15 protein-coding genes are annotated in these 17,269 nt (G+C 68.7%); 12 read left to right on the top strand and 3 right to left on the bottom strand.

The features are described from left to right. The first annotated feature begins 68 nt into the window (after positions 1–68). The 7 genes from ACSU1G_RS21495 (at position 69) to ACSU1G_RS21525 (ending at position 8,580) form a co-directional block, all read left to right on the top strand. Positions 69–956 carry a MerR family transcriptional regulator gene (locus ACSU1G_RS21495; protein WP_439282062.1) on the top strand — a complete coding sequence of 296 codons (888 nt, stop codon included), beginning with the start codon at positions 69–71 and terminating at the stop codon, positions 954–956. A 276-nt stretch (positions 957–1,232) separates the two neighbouring features. Then, complete coding sequence (locus tag ACSU1G_RS21500) at positions 1,233–2,990, top strand: ABC transporter ATP-binding protein (RefSeq protein WP_439282063.1); 1,758 nt, start codon at positions 1,233–1,235, stop codon at positions 2,988–2,990. Further along, a complete protein-coding gene (locus ACSU1G_RS21505) occupies positions 2,987–5,098 on the top strand; it encodes an ABC transporter ATP-binding protein (protein WP_439282064.1) in 2,112 nt (703 codons plus the stop codon). The genes ACSU1G_RS21500 and ACSU1G_RS21505 overlap by 4 nt, the downstream gene beginning before the upstream one ends. A 142-nt stretch (positions 5,099–5,240) precedes the next feature. After that, entirely contained in the window at positions 5,241–6,071 is an 831-nt protein-coding gene (locus tag ACSU1G_RS21510) for a lysostaphin resistance A-like protein (protein ID WP_439282065.1), read from the top strand. Next, entirely contained in the window at positions 6,068–7,429 is a 1,362-nt protein-coding gene (locus tag ACSU1G_RS21515; RefSeq protein WP_439282066.1) for an MATE family efflux transporter, read from the top strand. Before ACSU1G_RS21510 ends, ACSU1G_RS21515 begins: the two co-directional genes overlap by 4 nt. 31 nt (positions 7,430–7,460) lie before the next feature. Then, positions 7,461–8,051 carry a hypothetical protein gene (locus ACSU1G_RS21520; protein WP_439282067.1) on the top strand — a complete coding sequence of 197 codons (591 nt, stop codon included), beginning with the start codon at positions 7,461–7,463 and terminating at the stop codon, positions 8,049–8,051. A gap of 106 nt (positions 8,052–8,157) precedes the next feature. Beyond that, a complete protein-coding gene (locus ACSU1G_RS21525; protein ID WP_439282068.1) occupies positions 8,158–8,580 on the top strand; it encodes a hypothetical protein in 423 nt (140 codons plus the stop codon). On the opposite strand, the gene ACSU1G_RS21530 is transcribed toward ACSU1G_RS21525, so the two are convergent. Beyond that, entirely contained in the window at positions 8,567–9,253 is a 687-nt protein-coding gene (locus ACSU1G_RS21530; RefSeq protein ID WP_439282069.1) for a CGNR zinc finger domain-containing protein, read from the bottom strand. The two genes, ACSU1G_RS21525 and ACSU1G_RS21530, sit on opposite strands and share 14 nt — an antisense overlap. A gap of 322 nt (positions 9,254–9,575) precedes the next feature. On the opposite strand from ACSU1G_RS21530, the gene ACSU1G_RS21535 reads away from it, so the two are divergent. The 5 genes from ACSU1G_RS21535 (at position 9,576) to adhP (ending at position 15,926) form a co-directional block, all read left to right on the top strand. After that, positions 9,576–11,231 carry a thiamine pyrophosphate-dependent enzyme gene (locus ACSU1G_RS21535; protein ID WP_439282070.1) on the top strand — a complete coding sequence of 552 codons (1,656 nt, stop codon included), beginning with the start codon at positions 9,576–9,578 and terminating at the stop codon, positions 11,229–11,231. Between the two features lie 330 nt (positions 11,232–11,561). Next, positions 11,562–11,909: a DUF779 domain-containing protein gene (locus ACSU1G_RS21540; RefSeq protein WP_439282338.1), complete on the top strand. Its 348-nt coding sequence runs from the start codon at positions 11,562–11,564 to the stop codon at positions 11,907–11,909. Beyond that, positions 11,906–13,195 carry a GAF domain-containing protein gene (locus ACSU1G_RS21545; RefSeq protein ID WP_439282071.1) on the top strand — a complete coding sequence of 430 codons (1,290 nt, stop codon included), beginning with the start codon at positions 11,906–11,908 and terminating at the stop codon, positions 13,193–13,195. Before ACSU1G_RS21540 ends, ACSU1G_RS21545 begins: the two co-directional genes overlap by 4 nt. A 110-nt stretch (positions 13,196–13,305) precedes the next feature. Then, positions 13,306–14,829: an aldehyde dehydrogenase gene (gene adh / locus ACSU1G_RS21550; protein ID WP_439282072.1), complete on the top strand. Its 1,524-nt coding sequence runs from the start codon at positions 13,306–13,308 to the stop codon at positions 14,827–14,829. 68 nt (positions 14,830–14,897) lie between these two features. Beyond that, the gene (adhP, locus tag ACSU1G_RS21555; RefSeq protein WP_439282073.1) at positions 14,898–15,926 is read left to right on the top strand and encodes an alcohol dehydrogenase AdhP; all 1,029 of its coding nucleotides are present in this window, start codon (positions 14,898–14,900) and stop codon (positions 15,924–15,926) included. Between the two features lie 242 nt (positions 15,927–16,168). Here adhP and ACSU1G_RS21560 read toward each other — a convergent pair whose 3' ends face one another. Beyond that, positions 16,169–16,708 (bottom strand): SRPBCC family protein, encoded by a 540-nt coding sequence (locus ACSU1G_RS21560; protein ID WP_439282074.1) that lies wholly within the window; start codon positions 16,706–16,708, stop codon positions 16,169–16,171. Further along, positions 16,705–17,259 carry a hypothetical protein gene (locus ACSU1G_RS21565; protein WP_439282075.1) on the bottom strand — a complete coding sequence of 185 codons (555 nt, stop codon included), beginning with the start codon at positions 17,257–17,259 and terminating at the stop codon, positions 16,705–16,707. The genes ACSU1G_RS21560 and ACSU1G_RS21565 overlap by 4 nt, the downstream gene beginning before the upstream one ends. Positions 17,260–17,269: the final 10 nt, after the last annotated feature.

A 17,269-nucleotide genomic window follows, 5' to 3' on the forward strand; every position in this document is an offset into this window, starting at 1 on the left:
CCGGGCACCTGACGCACCCGGCCGGTGGGGTTGACCCTGACGTGGCGTGAGGATGTTCAGTGGGGGATATGAAGAAGACGAGGGGCCAGGGAGCACGCGCGGACATCGAACCGCGGCGGTTGCGCCGGCGGCACGGAGCAACACACCCCGAGGTCGCGCTGATGACGGTGGGCGAGACCGCCTCCACCACCGGCGTCACCGTGCGGACGCTGCACCACTATGACCAGATCGGACTGGTGTGCCCGGCCGCGCGGTCCTCCGCCGGCTATCGGCTCTATGCCCCGGAGGACGTCGAGCGCCTCCAGCAGGTCGTCGCCTACCGGCGGCTGGGCCTCGGGCTGGAGGACATCGCCGCCGCCCTGGACAGCTCGACCGGGCCGGAAGGGGACCCGTCAGCGGAAGGGGCCGGCCGGCGTCGTGCCCTGGAACGCCAGCGCGAGCTGGTGGAGGAAAAGATCACCGAACTTTCGCGGCTGCTCGCCGCACTGGACACAGCATTGGAGAAGGACATGAAGGACCTCGACCTGACCGAGACCGAGATGCGCGAACTCTTCGGAGACGCCTACACGGAGCGCTTCGAGGAGTACCAGGCCGAGGCCCGGGACCGCTGGGGCCAGACCGAGGCCTGGGCCGAATCGCAGCGCCGGACGGCGGCCTACACCCAGGCCGACTGGGAACGGATCAGCGCCGAGACGGAGGAGAACAACCGGCTGATCCTGGCCGCGATGGATGCAGGACAGCCCGCTGACTCGGACCAGGCCATGGACGCCGCCGAGGCCGCGCGGGTGCACCTGGACCGGTGGTTCTTTCCGGTGGACGGGGAGTTCCACCGCAACCTGGGGGACATGTACGTCCAGGACCCGCGGTTCGCGAAGACCTACGGTGACCTGCGGCCCGGGCTGAGCCAGTACCTGCGGGACGCGATCCACGCCAACGCGGACCGGCTGCAGGGCTGAGTGGCTCCAGGGCTGAGTGGCAAACAGGGGCTGGGACGCAGGGGCCTGTTCCGATCCTGCGGCATCGGTTCACTGTCAGCGGACCGTGGCCTAATCTGCGGGTACGTCAGGCATGATGGTCGTGGACCATGTTCGGATCCGCCATCTGCGCCACCCGAAGCCCCTCCCGTCACTGCCGCCTCTGCAGACGTGGCGCCCGTGTGCTCGACGACGGTCCCACCGATATCCCTCCCGCCTGAGCGACGGTGAGGACAGAACGAACCGGAAGCGAAACCCATGCTGTGGAAACTCGTCCGGCACTACGGCAAGCCCTACTGGGCCCACGTCGTGGCCGTCCTGGTGCTCCAGTTGGCCGCCACCCTGGCCACGCTGTACCTGCCCAGCCTCAACGCGGACATCATCGACAACGGGATCGCCACGGGCGACACCGACTACATCTGGCGCGTGGGCGCCGTCATGCTGGCCGTGGCCCTGGCCCAGGTCATCACGGCGATCTCGGCCGTCTGGTTCGGCGCGCGGATGTCCATGTCGATCGGCCGTGACATCCGCCAGGCCATCTACACCCGCGTGGACCACTTCTCCGCCGAGGAGATGGGCCACTTCGGCGCCCCGACGCTGATCACCCGTGGCACCAACGACGTGCAGCAGGTGCAGATGGTGGTGCTGATGGCCCTGAACTTCATGGTCATGGTCCCGATCATGTCCATCGGCGGGATCGTGATGGCCATCCAGGAGGACCCGGGCCTGTCCTGGCTGGTCTGGGTGTCCGTACCCGTGCTCCTGGTGATCGTGGGACTGCTGGTGCGCCGGCTGATGCCGCTGTTCGAGAAGATGCAGACCAACATCGATGACATCAACGGCGTGATGCGCGAGCAGATCATGGGCATCCGCGTGGTCCGGGCCTTCGTGCGTGAACGCCACGAGGCCCAGCGCTTCACCGACGCCAACGAGACCCTGACCCGGACCTCCATCAACATCGGCCGACTGTTCGTCCTCATGGGGCCGGTCATCACGATGGTGCTGCACCTGGCCACCGCCGCCGTGCTGTGGTTCGGTGGCCAGCGGGTGGACGCCGGGCTCGTGGAGGTCGGCGCGCTGACGGCGTTCATGCAGTACCTGCTGCAGATCCTCATGGCCGTGATGATGGGCACCTTCATGTTCATGATGTTCCCCCGCGCCGTGATCACCGCGCGGCGGATCGGCGAGGTCCTGACCACCACCGGCTCCGTGCAGGAGCCCGCGTCCCCCACCGAGCCGCAGCGCCGCGACGGCACCGTCGAGTTCCGCGACGTCACCTTCTCCTACCCCGGCGCGGAGGCCCCCATCCTGGACGGGGTCTCCTTCACGGCCGAGGCCGGCAAGACCACCGCGATCATCGGCTCCACGGGGTCCGGGAAGTCCACGCTGGTCAACCTGATCCCGCGGCTCTACGACTCCACCACCGGCTCCGTGCTGATCGACGGTGTCCCGGTGGACCAGATGTCCCGGGCCTCGCTGACCGCGGCCGTGGGGCTGGTCCCGCAGAGGCCCTACCTGTTCTCCGGGACGGTGGCCGAGAACCTGCGCTTCGGCAAGCCGGAGGCTACCGAGGACGAACTGTGGAACGCCCTGGACACCGCCCAGGCCACCGGGTTCGTGAGGGACCGGACCACGGGCGAGGGTGAGTCCGCCGCCGCAGGACTCGCCTCCGGCATCTCACAGGGCGGCACCAACGTCTCCGGCGGCCAGCGCCAACGCCTGTGCATCGCCCGCGCTCTCGTGGCCAAGCCCAGGGTTTACCTGTTCGACGACTCCTTCTCCGCCCTGGACGTCACCACCGACGCCCGGCTGCGCGCCGCCCTGGCGGGCTACACGGACGGCGCCACCACCCTCATGGTCGCCCAACGCGTCTCCAGCATCACGGAAGCCGACCAGATCATCGTCCTGGAGGAGGGCCGGATCGTGGGCCGCGGCACCCACCACGAACTCCTCGAGAGCTCGGAGACCTACCGGGAGATCGTGGATTCCCAGATCAGCGCGGAGGAAGTGGCATGAGCAAGCGCGAACACACCCCGTCTGCCCAGAGCCGGCGCCCTGAGGACCTGTTCCCCGCCGTCCAGCGCCCCGCCTACCGGTCCACCGTGGCCGCCAGGCCACAGGGCGACGGCGCAGCGGACGGTGCCGGGGCCGGCGTCGTGTCCGAGCAGGAGATCGCCGAGCTGCAGGACAACGTGGGCGGTGACGAGTGGGGCGGCAACTCCGCGCCGCGCAAGGCGAAATCCTTCTGGCCCTCCCTCGGGCGCCTGTTCGGCACCCTGAGGGACCACAAGCTCGGGGTGGTGCTGACCTTCGTCTTCGGCGCCATCTCCACCGTCCTCACGGTCTGGGCGCCCGCCATCCTGGGCCAGGCCATGGACGTGATCTTCAACGGCTGGCTGGGTGACGGCATCGACTTCACTACCCTGTCCCGGCTGCTGGCCGTGGTGCTGGGCATGTACGTGGTGGCCTCGCTGTTCGACTGGCTCCAGGGCTTCGTGCTCAACGAGATCGTCATGCGGGTGGTCTACCGGCTGCGTCAGCAGATCGAGGACAAGGTCAACCGGCTGCCGTTGAGCTACTTCGACACGCGTCAGCGCGGCGACCTGCTCTCCCGCACCACCAATGACGTGGACAACGTGCAGACGGCCATGCAGCAGGCCTTCGCCTCCCTGTTCTACGCGGTGATGACCATCATCGGCATCACCATCATGATGTTCGTGCTCTCCTGGCAGCTCGCCCTGATCGCCCTGATCGCCCTGCCGGTCGCGGCCGTGGTGGTGGGCCTGATCGGCTCGAAGTCCCAGAAGCTGTTCGCTGCGCAGTGGAAGAACACCGGACGGCTGAACGGGCACATCGAGGAGTCCTTCACGGGTCACGAGCTGGTGACCGTGTTCGGCCGCCAGGGTGCCATGCGCGAACGCTTCGACGAGCACAACGAGGACCTGTACGAGGCCTCGTTCCGGGCCCAGTTCTACTCCGGCATGATCATGCCGATCATGCAGTGGGTGACCTACCTGGGCTACGTGGGGATCGCCGTGGTCGGCGGGTTGCGCGTGGCCACCGGACAGATGTCCCTGGGCCAGGTCACCGCCTTCATCCAGTACTCCCGCGAGTTCAACGCCCCGCTGGGAGAGATGGCGGGCATGGCGAACATGCTCATCTCGGGTGTGGCCTCGGCCGAGCGGATCTTCGAGCTGCTGGATGCGGACGAGCAGGACGAGGACCTCTCGGTCCAGACGGAGAAGGGCACGACGCCGGCCGGCAGCATGGCCGGCAAGGCACCCGGGCAGCTGGCCCAGCCCGTGCACGGGCACGTGGAGTTCGACCACGTGCAGTTCTCCTACACCCCGGGGGAACCGCTCATCTCGGACCTGTCCCTGGATGCCCGGCCGGGGCAGACCGTGGCGATCGTGGGCCCCACCGGCGCCGGCAAGACCACCCTGGTGAACCTCATCATGCGGTTCTACGAGATCGACGGCGGCCAGATCCGGCTGGACGGGGTGGACACCGCCACCCTGGACCGCGGGGTGCTGCGCGGCCAGATCGGGATGGTGCTGCAGGATGCCGTGCTGTTCGGCGGGACCATCCGGGAGAACATCCGCTACGGCCGGCTGGACGCCACGGACGAGGAGGTCGTGGCGGCCGCCACGGCGACCTTCGTGGACCGCTTCGTGCACACCCTGCCCGAAGGCTATGACACGGTCATCGAGGCGGAGGGGGCCAACATCTCCGCCGGTGAGCGCCAGCTCATCACCATCGCCCGCGCCTTCCTCGCCGATCCCGCCCTGCTGATCCTGGACGAGGCCACCTCCTCCGTGGACACCCGCACCGAGGTGCTCGTCCAGGAGGCCATGGCGGCCCTGCGCTCGGAGCGGACCTCGTTCGTGATCGCGCACCGGCTCTCCACCATCCGGGATGCCGACGCGATCCTGGTGATGGAGCACGGGGACATCGTGGAACAGGGCTCGCACGAGCAGCTGCTCGCCGCCGAGGGCGCCTACTACCGGCTGTACATGTCTCAGTTCACCCAGGGAGTGGACCTGGACGCCGAGGAGGCCGCCGTGTCCACGGTGACCGGCGCCGTGCCCCAGGTGGACCCGGGCGCCGAGGACCAGCAGCGGTAGGTTCCGGCCGTCGCGATGAAGGGTCATCCGATTTCACGCAATCCAGGCGCTCGTGGGGGCCGGAACTGCGTGGAATCGGATGACCCTTGCGTTCTGTGCCCCGGATTGGGGCCACCCTGGGCGGCGTCGATAACATGACCACATGACCGACATCCCGCGGCAGGCGCCCCCGACCCCCCACCACGGGCAGCCGGGCATCCCGCCGGGGTGGCCGGGACGCCGGCCGCAGGACCGGATCGTCCTGGACCCCGGAAAGCCCTCCTGGATGGACCTGGTCACCGTGCTGGCGTACCTCCTGATCTTCATCCTCGGCGGGGCCGTGCTGGTCACCCTGATCCCCGGCTTCCGCGAGCAGTTCACCCAGCCGGACGGCAGCCTCAACGAGGGCTCCTTCACCTTCACGATCAACCTGATCTCCTACACGGTCCTCACGGTGCTGGCCCTGATCGCCTGCTGGCGCCCCTTCGTGGACTCCCTGCGCACGTTCAAGCGGTACGGGTGGCTGAAGATCGGGCTCATCCCGGTGATCTGGTTCGCCTGCATCATGGTCAACGCGGCCGTGGTGATGTCCGCCGGCGGGGACATCAAGAGCGCCAATCAGCTGGCGATCGAGGAGATGACCACCCAGGTGGACTTCCTGCCCATGATGCTGGTGACCGTGTTCATGGCGCCGTTCGTGGAGGAGTACATCTTCCGCCACCTGATGATCGGCAAGCTCTCCCGCTGGGTCAACGTCTGGGTGTGCGTGGGGATCTCCATGGTGCTGTTCGCCTCGATCCACTTCATCAGCGCCGGCTTCAGCTTCGACCCGGTGCAGATCGTCCCCTACCTGACCCTGGCCGCCGCCATCACCGTGGCCTACGTGCTGACCGGTCGATCACTGGCCTACGCCACCATCCTGCACGTGTTCAACAACCTCGTCTCGATCGTGGTGGCCTACACCGTGCTGCCTCTGCTGTCCGAGGGGATGTGACCGCAGCACCCCGGGACCCCCGCCCGGTCTCCCGCCAGATCCTGGCGCTCGCGGTCCCCGCCTTCGGTGCGCTGCTGGCCGAACCGCTGTTCCTGTTGGCGGACACCGCGATCATCGGCCATCTGGGCGTGACGGAACTGGCCGGCGTCGGCATCGGCACCACCATCCTGCACACCGTGACCGGCCTGATGATCTTCCTGGCCTATTCCACCACCCCGGCCGTGTCCCGGTTCCTGGGTGCCGGCAACCTGGGTGCCGCGATGGACCGGGGGCGCGACGGCGTGTGGCTGGCCCTGCTGCTCGGCGCGATCCTGGGCGTGGCCGGCTGGATCGGCGCCCCGTGGCTGGCCGGGCTGATCGGGGCCGAGGGGGCGGTGTTGGCGAACGCGGTGGCCTACCTGCAGTGGTCCATGCCGGGCATCCCGGCCATGCTGGGGGTCCTGGCGGCCACCGGCATCCTGCGTGGCCTGTTGGACACGAGGACCCCGCTGGTGGTGGCCGGTCTCGGCTTCGGGCTGAACATCGCGCTGAACTTCGCGCTGGTCTACGGGGTGGGCCTGGGGGTGGCCGGTGCAGCGCTGGGCACCTCGATCGTCCAGTGGGGCATGTTCGCGGTCTATCTGGCGGTCCTCTACCCCCGCTTCCGCACAGCCGGAACCCACCTGACGCCCTCGATCGCCGGCATGCGGGCCACCGCCCAGGTGGGTTCCTGGCTGCTGCTGCGCACCGTCAGCCTCCGGGCGGCGATCCTCGTCACCGTCATGGCGGCCACGGGACTCGGCGTGGCCACGCTCGCCGCGCACCAGCTGGTCTTCACCGTCTACTCGACCCTGGCCTTCGCGCTCGACGCCCTCGCGATCGCCGCCCAGGCCCTGATCGGCCGCGAGCTCGGCGCGGGCCGGCGCGAGGACGCCCGGGCCCTGACGGGCACCATGATCCGCTGGTCGATCTGGTTCGGGGTCATCACCGGCGCCGTGCTCGCCGTGCTGGCCTGGGTGCTGCCCCCGCTCTTCACCCCGGAACCCACCGTCCAGGCCGCCGCCACCGCCGGGCTGCTCGTGCTGGCCGCCTCCCAGCCCATCGGCGGTTATGTGTTCGTCCTGGACGGCGTGCTCATCGGAGCCGGCGATGCCCGCTATCTGGCCCTGGCCGGCATCGTGAACCTGGTGGTGTACCTGCCGGCCCTGGCCGGGTTGGTCTGGCTCGCCACGGGTGCCGGGACGGCTCAGGCGCCCGACGGCGGCGCGCAGCTGGCGCTGCTGTGGGCCGGTTTCGCGGGGGTCTTCCTGGGCGCCCGCGCCGTGACGCTGGGACTGCGGGTGCGCTCGGATGCGTGGATGCGGACCGGGCAGGGCTGAGCGGAGCCGCCCCGACGCCTAGAATGGCCGGGTGTCTGCCGTCAAAGCCCCCATTGAAACCGCCGCGATCATGTGGAAGCCCATCCTGATCCGCGCGCTCATTGCCGTCATCTTCGGCCTGACCACCGTGTTCCTGCAGGAGCCCGGTCTGGGCGTGCTGAAGTACGGACTGGCGGCCTACTTCGTGTTCTCCGGCACCGGACTCTGGGAGTACCTGCGCCGCGATCCGGTGCCCGAGAGGATGCGCGGGCCGCTCTCGATCGCCGCGGCCGTCCTGATGGTCGGGGCCATCGCCCTGCTCTTCGCCGGATCCGTCTTCGTGGCCGGGATCATCGCCGCCGTGGCCCTGATCGGCTCCGGCGCCGCCGAGCTGGTCGCGTGGGCGCGGCACCGCAGGGACTTCGTCCCGGCCCGGGACCAGCTGTACACGGGGTTGGTGGGCGCCCTGTCCGGCGTCGGGCTCCTGCTGTTCCTGAACCTGGACGCCCACGGGCTGCTCGGCATCGTGGGCGGTGGGGCCATCATCATCGCCGTGGTGCTGGCCATCTCCGGCTTCGGATTCCGGCACGACGCCGGCCCGGCCGCCCGCGCGGAGGCGGAACCGCGGGCGCCGCGGAAGTAGCCCTCCGGCCCCGGACGGACCCGTTCTCTACACGCCGTAGAATGGTGGGGTGCGCCGAGGCCCACCGGCCCGCGCACCGGACCGCAGCAGACCAGGAGATCAGTACGTGAGCACGCCCCAGACCGGCCCCCAGCCCGAGGACCAGCGCCCCGGTGGTGCCCCGACGGACAGCCGCGAGGGCAAGCACGGCTTCCTGCAGTCGATCAAGGGGCCGCTCTGGTTCTCCTTCGCACTGGCCCTGATCGGCGGTGCGGTGGTCACCATGGCGTCGTCCGGCGGAACCGACAACCCGGTGCGGTTCGACCTCGGGCTGATTGCCTTCGGCGTCTTCTTCATGGTGTCCCTGGTGGTGGTCGCGATGCTGCAGCTGGCCGCCAAGGACAACCCGGAGCACCTCTCCCGGGGCTCCGGAGTACACCGCTCCTCCGAGGAGCTGCACCGCAAGGCGGTGGCGAAGCGCAAGGCCGAGGCGCAGCGCAAGCGCGAGGAGTCCGGCCCCGAGCGGTCCGGCGGGACTACTTCTTCTTAGCCTTCTTCTTGCCCGCCTTGCCGGTCTTCTTGCCGGTCTTGAGGTTCTCCGGGGCGGGTTGCCCCGCCGCCTCCTCGGGAGCCGGCGCGGCCTCCGCGGCGCGGCGCGCCCGATAGGCCTTCACGTGGGCGCGGTTGGCGCAGTTGGCCTCGTCGCAGAACTGCTTGGAGCGGTTGCGGGTCAGGTCCACGAAGGCGTTGCTGCAGTCCTCGCCGGAACACGTCCGCAGCCGACTCAGCTCCCCGGCCACCGCCATATCGGTGAGGGCCAGGGCGAAGGCCGTGGACAGGGCCTTGTCCGGCGCGTCACCCTCCTGACCGGCGACCAGGACGGCCGGGGACCGGACCGTGGAGTCGGTGGGCAGGACCGCGCGGACGGTTCCGGCCGCACCCAGCAGGGTGTTGATGCCCTCGAGCGCGGCGTCCACGTCCTGTGCCGCGGCATCCTGCCAGACCCCGGCGACGACGGCCCGCAGCTTGCGGATGGAGCGCAGGGTGGCGCTGGAGGGGTCATCCTCGAACCCCCAGTCCGGCAGGATCGAGGGGAGGGGGGAGGGGAGTCCTGCGGGTCCGTCGAGCCGGTCGGGCAGTTGGCGGCCGCCTCGGAAGCCGGGTGCCGTGTTGGCGAGCGTGGCAGCTTGGGCCAGGCGCGCGGTGGTGGTGGCTGAGAACATGGTGCAGTGACTCCTTTGATCCTGACGGGCGTCCGGGGATGGATGCCGCAGGGCGGTGACAGCACTGTACTTCGCGTTGGAGGTTCTCGTCTGCGGAAATGGCCGAATCACGTGGTGTTCAAGAGCGCTCCACGTGGGCCCAGACCCGGTGTGCGGTACCGGTGTGCGGTGCCGGTGGGGACGACACATGGTGCCACAGCGCGGGGACGGGGCCTCTGGCTGGGGTATTTTGTACGAAGTTCGCCCAGCGCGCCGCCCGAGGACCATCCCGGGCCGCGGGACCGGCATGGTCCGGAACCGCACACAGTCCTAGGAGCCCTGAATGAGCAAAGAACAGTCCACGGCCACAACGAAGTCGGCCGGACACGTCATTGTCGATACCCTCGAAGCCCACGGTGTCAAGCGGATCTATTCCGTTCCGGGCGAAAGCTACCTCGATGTCCTGGATGGTCTGCACTATTCCTCGATCGAGAACGTCATCTGCCGCCACGAGGGCGGCGCCGCCTACATGGCCGAGGCCGACGGCAAGATGAACTCCGTCCCCGGCATCGCCATGGTGACCCGCGGCCCCGGCGCCGCCAACGCCCACGTGGGGCTGCACACCGCGTGGCAGGACTCCACCGCCATGGTGCTGTTCGTGGGGCTCATCCCCTTCGAGCACCGCGGCAAGGAGGCCTTCCAGGAGTTCGAGCCGCAGGCCTGGTTCGATTCCGGGGCCAAGCGCGTCATGATCCTGGACCACGCCGACCGGGCCTCCGAGATCGTGGCCGAGGCCATGTTCGCGGCCTCTTCCGGCCGCCCAGGACCGGTGATCGTGGGTCTGCACGAGGACATCATCAAGGAGCAGATCAGGCCCGAGCTGCACCCGAACATCCCGGTGGCCACCGGCGGGATGACCGTGGAGGACTGGAAGGCCCTCAACGAGGCCCTGCAGGAGTCGGACAAGCCCCTGTTCATCACCGGCGGCAATGACTGGACCCATGAGGGCGCCGAGGCCCTGACCGCCTGGCTCGAGGAGCACTACATCCCGGCCGCCGCCGAGTGGCGCACCGAGGGCACCGTGCCGTTCACCTCCCCCTCCTACGTGGGCCCGATCGGCTACGGCCGCCCGAAGCCGACCTATGACCTGCTGGAGGAGACCGACCTCATCATCTTCGTGGGCACCGTCCCCGGTGACGTGGTGACGGACGGCTTCACCATCCGGCAGAACTGGGACAAGAACAACTTCCTGGTCACCATCGACCCCTCGCTGCGCGGCCGGTCCGGTCCCGTCTCCCACCAGATCGTGGCCAAGCCGGACGTCTTCATCCGGGACCTGGTCCGCATGGACCTCGCCGTGAAGGACACCTGGAAGGAATGGACGTCCCGCATGCGCGGCGAGCAGGAGAAGTTCGCCGCACTGCCGCCGGCGGAGCCGTCCACGGGCAAGGCCCGGATGGACACGCTGATGGCCAACCTCGTGCCGTCACTGCCCGAGGACTCCCTCATCACCTTGGGTGCCGGCGAGCACACCAACTGGGCGCACCGCTATTTCCCCACCAACTCCTACGCCTCCATGGTCTCGGCCCGCAACGGCTCCATGGGCTACTCGGTCCCCTCGGCCGTGGCCGCGTCCCTGAACTACCCGGGGCGCCGCGTGGTGACCATTGCCGGTGACGGTGAGTTCCTGATGAACGGCCAGGAGCTGGCCACCGCCGCCCAGTACGGGGCCACCCCGCTGGTGGTCGTCATGGACAACCAGGAGTACGGCACCATCCGCACCCACCAGGAGCGTGACTACCCGAACCGGGTCTCCGGCACGCAGCTGAAGAACCCCGACTTCGCGAAGATGGCGGAGGCCTTCGGCGGTTTCGGTGTGCGCGTGGAGCTGGATGCTGATGTCCCGGCCGCGGTGGAGGCCGCCACCCGGGCCATCGACGAGGACGGCGTCTTCGCCCTGATCCACCTGATCGTGGACCAGCGAGTCCGGGCCTACTGAGCCCACGCTGACTGCGGGTCTGCGCGGGCGCGAGCCCTGGTGGCCCGCGGGCCCGGACGTCCCGGACGGTGGCCGCCCCTTCTCGGGGGCGGCCACCGTCGTCTCAGCCGGCCTCCAGCCGACTCTGGGCCTGCACCGCCCGCCGGGGCGCCGATAGTGACGTGGGCCACGGCGGGAGATACCGTGGATGCACCCCTACCGCCAGGAGGTCGCACCATGGCGTCCCCGTCTACGGAATCAACCCGCACCGCGCAGACCGCAGATCGTGCCGTCGGCGCGGCCGATGCCAGCTCGGTGCTGGACGCACGCCCGGAGGTTGACGGCGAGACCATGTCCCGCGTCGGCATGACCCAAGCCGCCCTGGACCTGATCCGCTCGCTCCAGCAGGTCCACGGTCCGTTGATGTTCCACCAATCGGGAGGCTGCTGCGACGGCTCCTCGCCGATGTGCTTCCCGGACGGGGACTTCAAGACCGGCGGCTCGGACACCCTGCTGGGCACCTTCGAGCTGCCCGACGGCACGGGACTGCCGTTCTGGATGAGCCGCGAGCAGTTCGAGTACTGGAAGCACACGCACCTGACCCTGGACGTGGTGGACGGCCGCGGCTCGGGATTCTCGGTCGAGGCCCCGGAGGGCAGGCGCTTCCTGATCCGCTCGCGACTGATGGAGATTGCGTGACCCTGCCGCTGTCCGGCCCGGCCTACCAGCAGGCCGTCGAGCGCGCTCACGGTGAGCTGGCCACCCTGACGGCGTCCCCGGGCGGAGGACTCGGCCAGCTCCGGGGGGAGGTCGCCGAATCGTGGCGCCGCTCCCTGGTGGTCCTCGGCGGCCCGGCCGGGCGCAGGGAGCCCCGGATGGTCAGCGACGACGCACTGCGGGACGTGCGGCAGGAGCATCCGTTGTCCCCGGTGCTGCCGATCATCCGCCGGCTCCTGGTGGACCCGGCCCAGGACGCAGGGCTGATCGTGGCGCTGGGCAACGCCGAGGGGCAGTTGCTGTGGGTCGAAGGGGATCCGGTGGCCCGCCGCCGTGCGGAGGACATGGGGTTCCTCCCCGGGGCGGACTGGTCCGAGGCATCGATGGGGACCTCGGCGCCGGGGGTTGCACTGTACTCCGGCCGACCGGTGCAGGTGAGCCGGGCTGAACACTTCCATCCCGTGGTGCACCCCTGGAGCTGCTCGGCGGTGCCGTTGCGGGACCCGGCCAATGGCAGGATCGTCGGCGTCATCGATCTGACCGGCGGTGATGAGGCCATCTCGCCCCTGGCCCTGCCGCTGCTGAGCGCTGCAGCCGAGGCGGTGCACTCGGCCTGGCGGGACCATGCGCTCCCGGCCCCGGTGGCGCTGCCCTCGCTGGAGCCCGACGCCGGCCGCGAGACCCTCGTGCGCGTCACCGGGGGGCTGCCGCCTCGGCTCTCCGGCCCCGGTGGTGCCTCGTCCGAGGTCTCCGGCAAGCACGCCGAGATCCTGACCCTGCTGGACTGGCACGGCTCAGGGCTGGACGGCGCGGCGTTGGAGGACCTCCTCTACGGCCATCAGGCCGGGACCACTCTGCGGGCGGAGATGCACCGGGTGCGCCGTTTTCTGACCACCACCCTGCCCTCGGTGTCCATCCGTTCGCGGCCCTACCGTTTGGACGGCCCCCTGGTCACGGACGCCGTACTGGCCCGGGATGCGTTGCGCCGCGGCGAGGTGGGCGCCGCCCTCTCCCAGGCCGCCGGGCCGGTGTTGCCTCGCTCGGTGTCTCCGGGCATCACCGAGATCCGACGCCAGCTGGAGGCGGACCTGCGGGAGTCCGTGCTGGAGAACGCGGGGATCGAGGACCTTTGGTCCTTCGCCGGGCGTCCGGAGTCGGCTGGCGACCTGGAGGTGTGGATGACGGCGCTGCAGCTGCTGCCGGCCGACTCCCCGCGCCGTTCCCTGGCCGTCAGCGCCGTGGAGCGGCTGCAGGCCGAGGGGGTCTAGCGGCGCCCAGCCCTGGCAGGCCCTGCCGGCGGGATGCAACGTTGATGCAACCTGACTGTGACTAGCCTCACAGTCAGTAGGACAACCATCCCCGCGATACAGGAGCTGACATGACCATCTACGCGAATCCGGGTACCGACGGCTCGAAGGTGACCTTCAAGCCCCGCTACGAGCACTTCATCGGCGGCGAGTGGGTGGCGCCGGTGAAGGGCCAGTACTTCGAGAACTCGACCCCGATCACCGGCAAGACCTTCACGGAGGTCGGACGTGGAACTGCGGAGGACATCGAGGCCGCCCTGGACGCCGCCCACGCCGCGGCACCGGCCTGGGGTGCGACGTCCCCGGCCGAGCGGGCGGTGATCCTCAACAAGATCGCCGACCGCATGGAGGCCAACCTCGGGATGCTCGCGGTGGCCGAGACCTGGGACAACGGCAAGGCCGTCCGCGAGACCCTCAACGCGGACATCCCGCTGGCCATCGACCACTTCCGGTACTTCGCCGGCATCATCCGTGCGCAGGAGGGTTCGCTCTCCCAGCTGGACGAGGACACGGTGGCCTACCACTATCACGAGCCGCTCGGCGTGGTGGGCCAGATCATCCCCTGGAACTTCCCCATCCTCATGGCCACCTGGAAGCTGGCCCCCGCCCTGGCCGCGGGCAATGCCGTGGTGATGAAGCCCGCCGAGCAGACCCCGACCTCCATCCTGGTGCTGGCCGAACTGATCGGGGACCTGCTGCCGGCCGGGGTGTGGAACATCGTCAACGGCTTCGGCCTGGAGGCCGGCAAGCCCCTGGCATCCAACAAGCGCATCCGCAAGATCGCCTTCACCGGTGAGACCACCACCGGGCGGCTGATCATGCAGTACGCCTCCGAGAACCTCATCCCGGTCACCCTCGAGCTCGGCGGGAAGTCCCCGAACATCTTCTTCGAGGACGTGCTGTCCACTGACGACGCCTTCTGGGACAAGGCCCAGGAGGGCTTCAGCATGTTCGCCCTCAACCAGGGCGAGGTTTGCACCTGCCCGTCCCGTTCGTTGGTCCAGGAGTCCATCGCGGACCAGTTCCTGGAGGCGGTGGTGGAGCGGACCCGCGCCATCAAGCAGGGCAACCCGCTGGACACCGAGACCATGATGGGGGCCCAGGCCTCCAACGACCAGCTGGAGAAGATCACGTCTTACCTGGACATCGGCCGCCAGGAGGGGGCCGAGGTGCTGTTGGGCGGCGAGCGGGTGGAACTCGAGGGAGAGCTGGCTGGGGGCTACTACGTCCAGCCCACGATCTTCCGGGGCAACAACTCCATGCGGGTGTTCCAGGAGGAGATCTTCGGACCCGTGGTCTCGGTGGCCACCTTCTCCGACTTCGACGACGCCATGACGATCGCCAACGACACCCTCTACGGGCTCGGCGCCGGTGTCTGGTCCCGCGACGGCAACACCGCCTACCGGGCCGGGCGGGCCATCCAGGCCGGCCGCGTCTGGGTGAACAACTACCATGCGTACCCCGCGCACTCGGCGTTCGGCGGGTACAAGTCCTCGGGCTTCGGCCGGGAGAACCACAAGATGATGCTCGACCACTACCAGCAGACCAAGAACCTGCTCGTCTCCTACTCGGAGAACAAGCTCGGCTTCTTCTAAGCCCTGATCCCTTCCCTGAGCAACACCACTGAACAACACAACATGTGCCTATTACTAAGGAGTCTGCCATGAGCACGATGAAGGCTGCCGTCGTCGAATCGTTCGGCAAGGATCTCACCGTCAAGGACCTGCCCATTCCAGAACCAGGCCCCGGCCAAGCTCTGGTGAAGCTGATCTCCACCGGTGTGTGCCACACCGATCTCCATGCCAGGGATGGTGACTGGCCCGTCCAGCCCTCCCCACCGTTCATTCCCGGACACGAGGGGGTCGGCATCGTCGAGAAGGTCGGCGACGGCGTGACCGAGGTGTCCGTGGGGCAGATGGTCGGCAACGCCTGGCTCTCGGGTGCTTGCGGCACCTGTGAGTACTGCCGGACTGGCTGGGAAACTCTCTGCGAGAACCAGATCAACGGCGGATATGCAGTGGACGGCTCATTCGGCCAGTACATGCTGGTGGACGCCAAGTTCGCCGTCATCATCCCCGAGGGCGCCGACCCCTACGCCGTCGGTCCGGTGCTGTGCGCCGGCGTGACCGTCTACAAGGGCCTGAAGCAGACCGAGGTCCGCCCGGGCCAGTGGGTCGTCATCTCCGGCATCGGTGGGCTCGGGCACATCGCCGTGCAGTACGCCGTGGCCATGGGCATGCGGGTCGTGGCGGTGGACGTGGCCGACGATAAGCTGGCCCTGGCCCAGGAGCACGGCGCAGAGGTCCTGGTCAACGCGAGCGTGACGGAGCCGGCCCCGGAGATCCTGGAAAAGACCGGTGGAGCCCACGGGGTGCTGGTCACGGCGGTACACCCGAAGGCCTTCGGGCAGGCCATTCACATGACCCGTCGCGGCGGAATCATCGTGTTCAACGGCCTACCCGCGGGCGACTTCCCCGCCCCCATCTTTGACATCGTCCTCAAGGGACTGACGATCCGTGGTTCCATCGTCGGAACGCGCCAGGACATGGTGGAGGCACTGGACTTCTACTCCCGTGGATTCATACACCCGACCTACACCAAGCGACCGCTGAGCGAGGTCAATGCGGTCTTCGACGAGATGCAACACGGGAAGATCTCCGGCCGCGTGGTCCTGGACTACTCCGCCTCGTGACGGACCTCTGAGGCCTCGTGGACAGGGGCGGGCCCCGGGTGATCCGGCTGCGTGAGGGGGACGCATCAAGCCGGGCCCGGGGCCCTGTCTCATTCATCACTCGCACCTTGATGAGGTGCTTTCCACAGTAGGGGCCGGACCTGTTCGCGCACTTGGATGCGGCTGAGAGTGCGCTGGCAATCCGGCCCCGCGCTCCGGCGAGGTGCCCCCGCGGCGTGCCTGCCGGCGTCGTGCCCGGGGTCCTAGAGGTACCGTCCGGCGAGGCGGGTGAGGGAGGCGCGGATGCCGTTGGCGTTGTCCTGTGGGCGGCGGGTCAGCTCGTAGCCACGGGCCACCACGTGCCGGGTCCAGGAGTAGTCGAAGGTCTCGGTGACCACGGTGCTGCCGTCACCCTGGTCCTCGAACCGCCACCGCCACCGGTGCCCGCCCGGGTGCTTCCACTCCACGACCTCGTCCTCATCCGCCGCCGTCACCACGAGCGTCATGGTGTAGGGGATGCCGAACATCTTCATGGCCACCGAGAACTCGTCCCCGACGCTCAGCCGGTCCGGCCCGGACTTCGCGTACTGGACCGTGGCGGAGCCGTCCACCTCGTGGTGCCGATGCGGATTGGCCAGGATCGGGTACAGCTCGGAGGCCGGGGCGTTGACGCGGATGCGGTAGCTGACCTGCAGGGGGCCGGTGTCCACGGGCTCGGGCCACCCGGCCTGCGGGGCCGAGGTGGGCAGGCCGGTCTCGGGGTTGATGGCGGGGTGGATGGTGGGTTCCGGCTCGTTGCTCATGGTTCCAGTGTAGGAACCACCTGATTCGGAGGTGTCTGATTCACATCGGAGGTCCTGTCCGACTGATCCTTCCTCCCGACGAAGGACAGAAGGGACCGCCCCGCCAGATCAGCGCAGGCTCCCAGCCCGAAGAGGAATGCCAAGGACGGCAGACGGCCAGTGTTGATGGCCTCATGCACGTCAGACAACTGTTCCGAAAGGATGGGGATGGTATCGGCAACAAACCATCCGTTCACCACTTGCTGCTGCGGTGCTCCTTCGGTGTTGTTGTCATTGATCGTCTTCACTGCCTCAGCGGACGAAATATCCGATGCCCGGTCCTCGCCGGTCGAGGACGGCGTGGCGACGAACCAGATGGTGATGGCCAGTAGGGCGACTACTGTCCACAAGCCAGCACGGTAGAGATCCGCGACTTGCCCAGACTGCGCCGCAATCAACTTCCACCACTTCCGTTTCGGTGCATCAGACCAGCCAGGAGAACGGGCAGAAAGAGGGGCGATTGCTGGGCTGGTGGACGGGGCGGGAGGAACGTGCTGTGAGGGTGTGCTCATGAGATGTCCT

The organism is Microbacterium sp. A93, from assembly GCF_051842835.1.

Excerpts from the sequence above, each read along its gene's own strand:
- ACSU1G_RS21495 (WP_439282062.1), top strand. The coding sequence starts at position 69 with ATGAAGAAGACGAGGGGCCAGGGAGCACGCGCGGACATCGAACCGCGG.
- ACSU1G_RS21500 (WP_439282063.1), top strand. The coding sequence starts at position 1,233 with ATGCTGTGGAAACTCGTCCGGCACTACGGCAAGCCCTACTGGGCCCAC.
- ACSU1G_RS21530 (WP_439282069.1), bottom strand. The coding sequence starts at position 9,253 with ATGTTCTCAGCCACCACCACCGCGCGCCTGGCCCAAGCTGCCACGCTC.
- ACSU1G_RS21505 (WP_439282064.1), top strand. The coding sequence starts at position 2,987 with ATGAGCAAGCGCGAACACACCCCGTCTGCCCAGAGCCGGCGCCCTGAG.
- ACSU1G_RS21535 (WP_439282070.1), top strand. The coding sequence starts at position 9,576 with ATGAGCAAAGAACAGTCCACGGCCACAACGAAGTCGGCCGGACACGTC.
- ACSU1G_RS21565 (WP_439282075.1), bottom strand. The coding sequence starts at position 17,259 with ATGAGCACACCCTCACAGCACGTTCCTCCCGCCCCGTCCACCAGCCCA.
- ACSU1G_RS21560 (WP_439282074.1), bottom strand. The coding sequence starts at position 16,708 with ATGAGCAACGAGCCGGAACCCACCATCCACCCCGCCATCAACCCCGAG.
- ACSU1G_RS21540 (WP_439282338.1), top strand. The coding sequence starts at position 11,562 with ATGTCCCGCGTCGGCATGACCCAAGCCGCCCTGGACCTGATCCGCTCG.
- ACSU1G_RS21510 (WP_439282065.1), top strand. The coding sequence starts at position 5,241 with ATGACCGACATCCCGCGGCAGGCGCCCCCGACCCCCCACCACGGGCAG.
- adh (WP_439282072.1), top strand. The coding sequence starts at position 13,306 with ATGACCATCTACGCGAATCCGGGTACCGACGGCTCGAAGGTGACCTTC.
- adhP (WP_439282073.1), top strand. The coding sequence starts at position 14,898 with ATGAGCACGATGAAGGCTGCCGTCGTCGAATCGTTCGGCAAGGATCTC.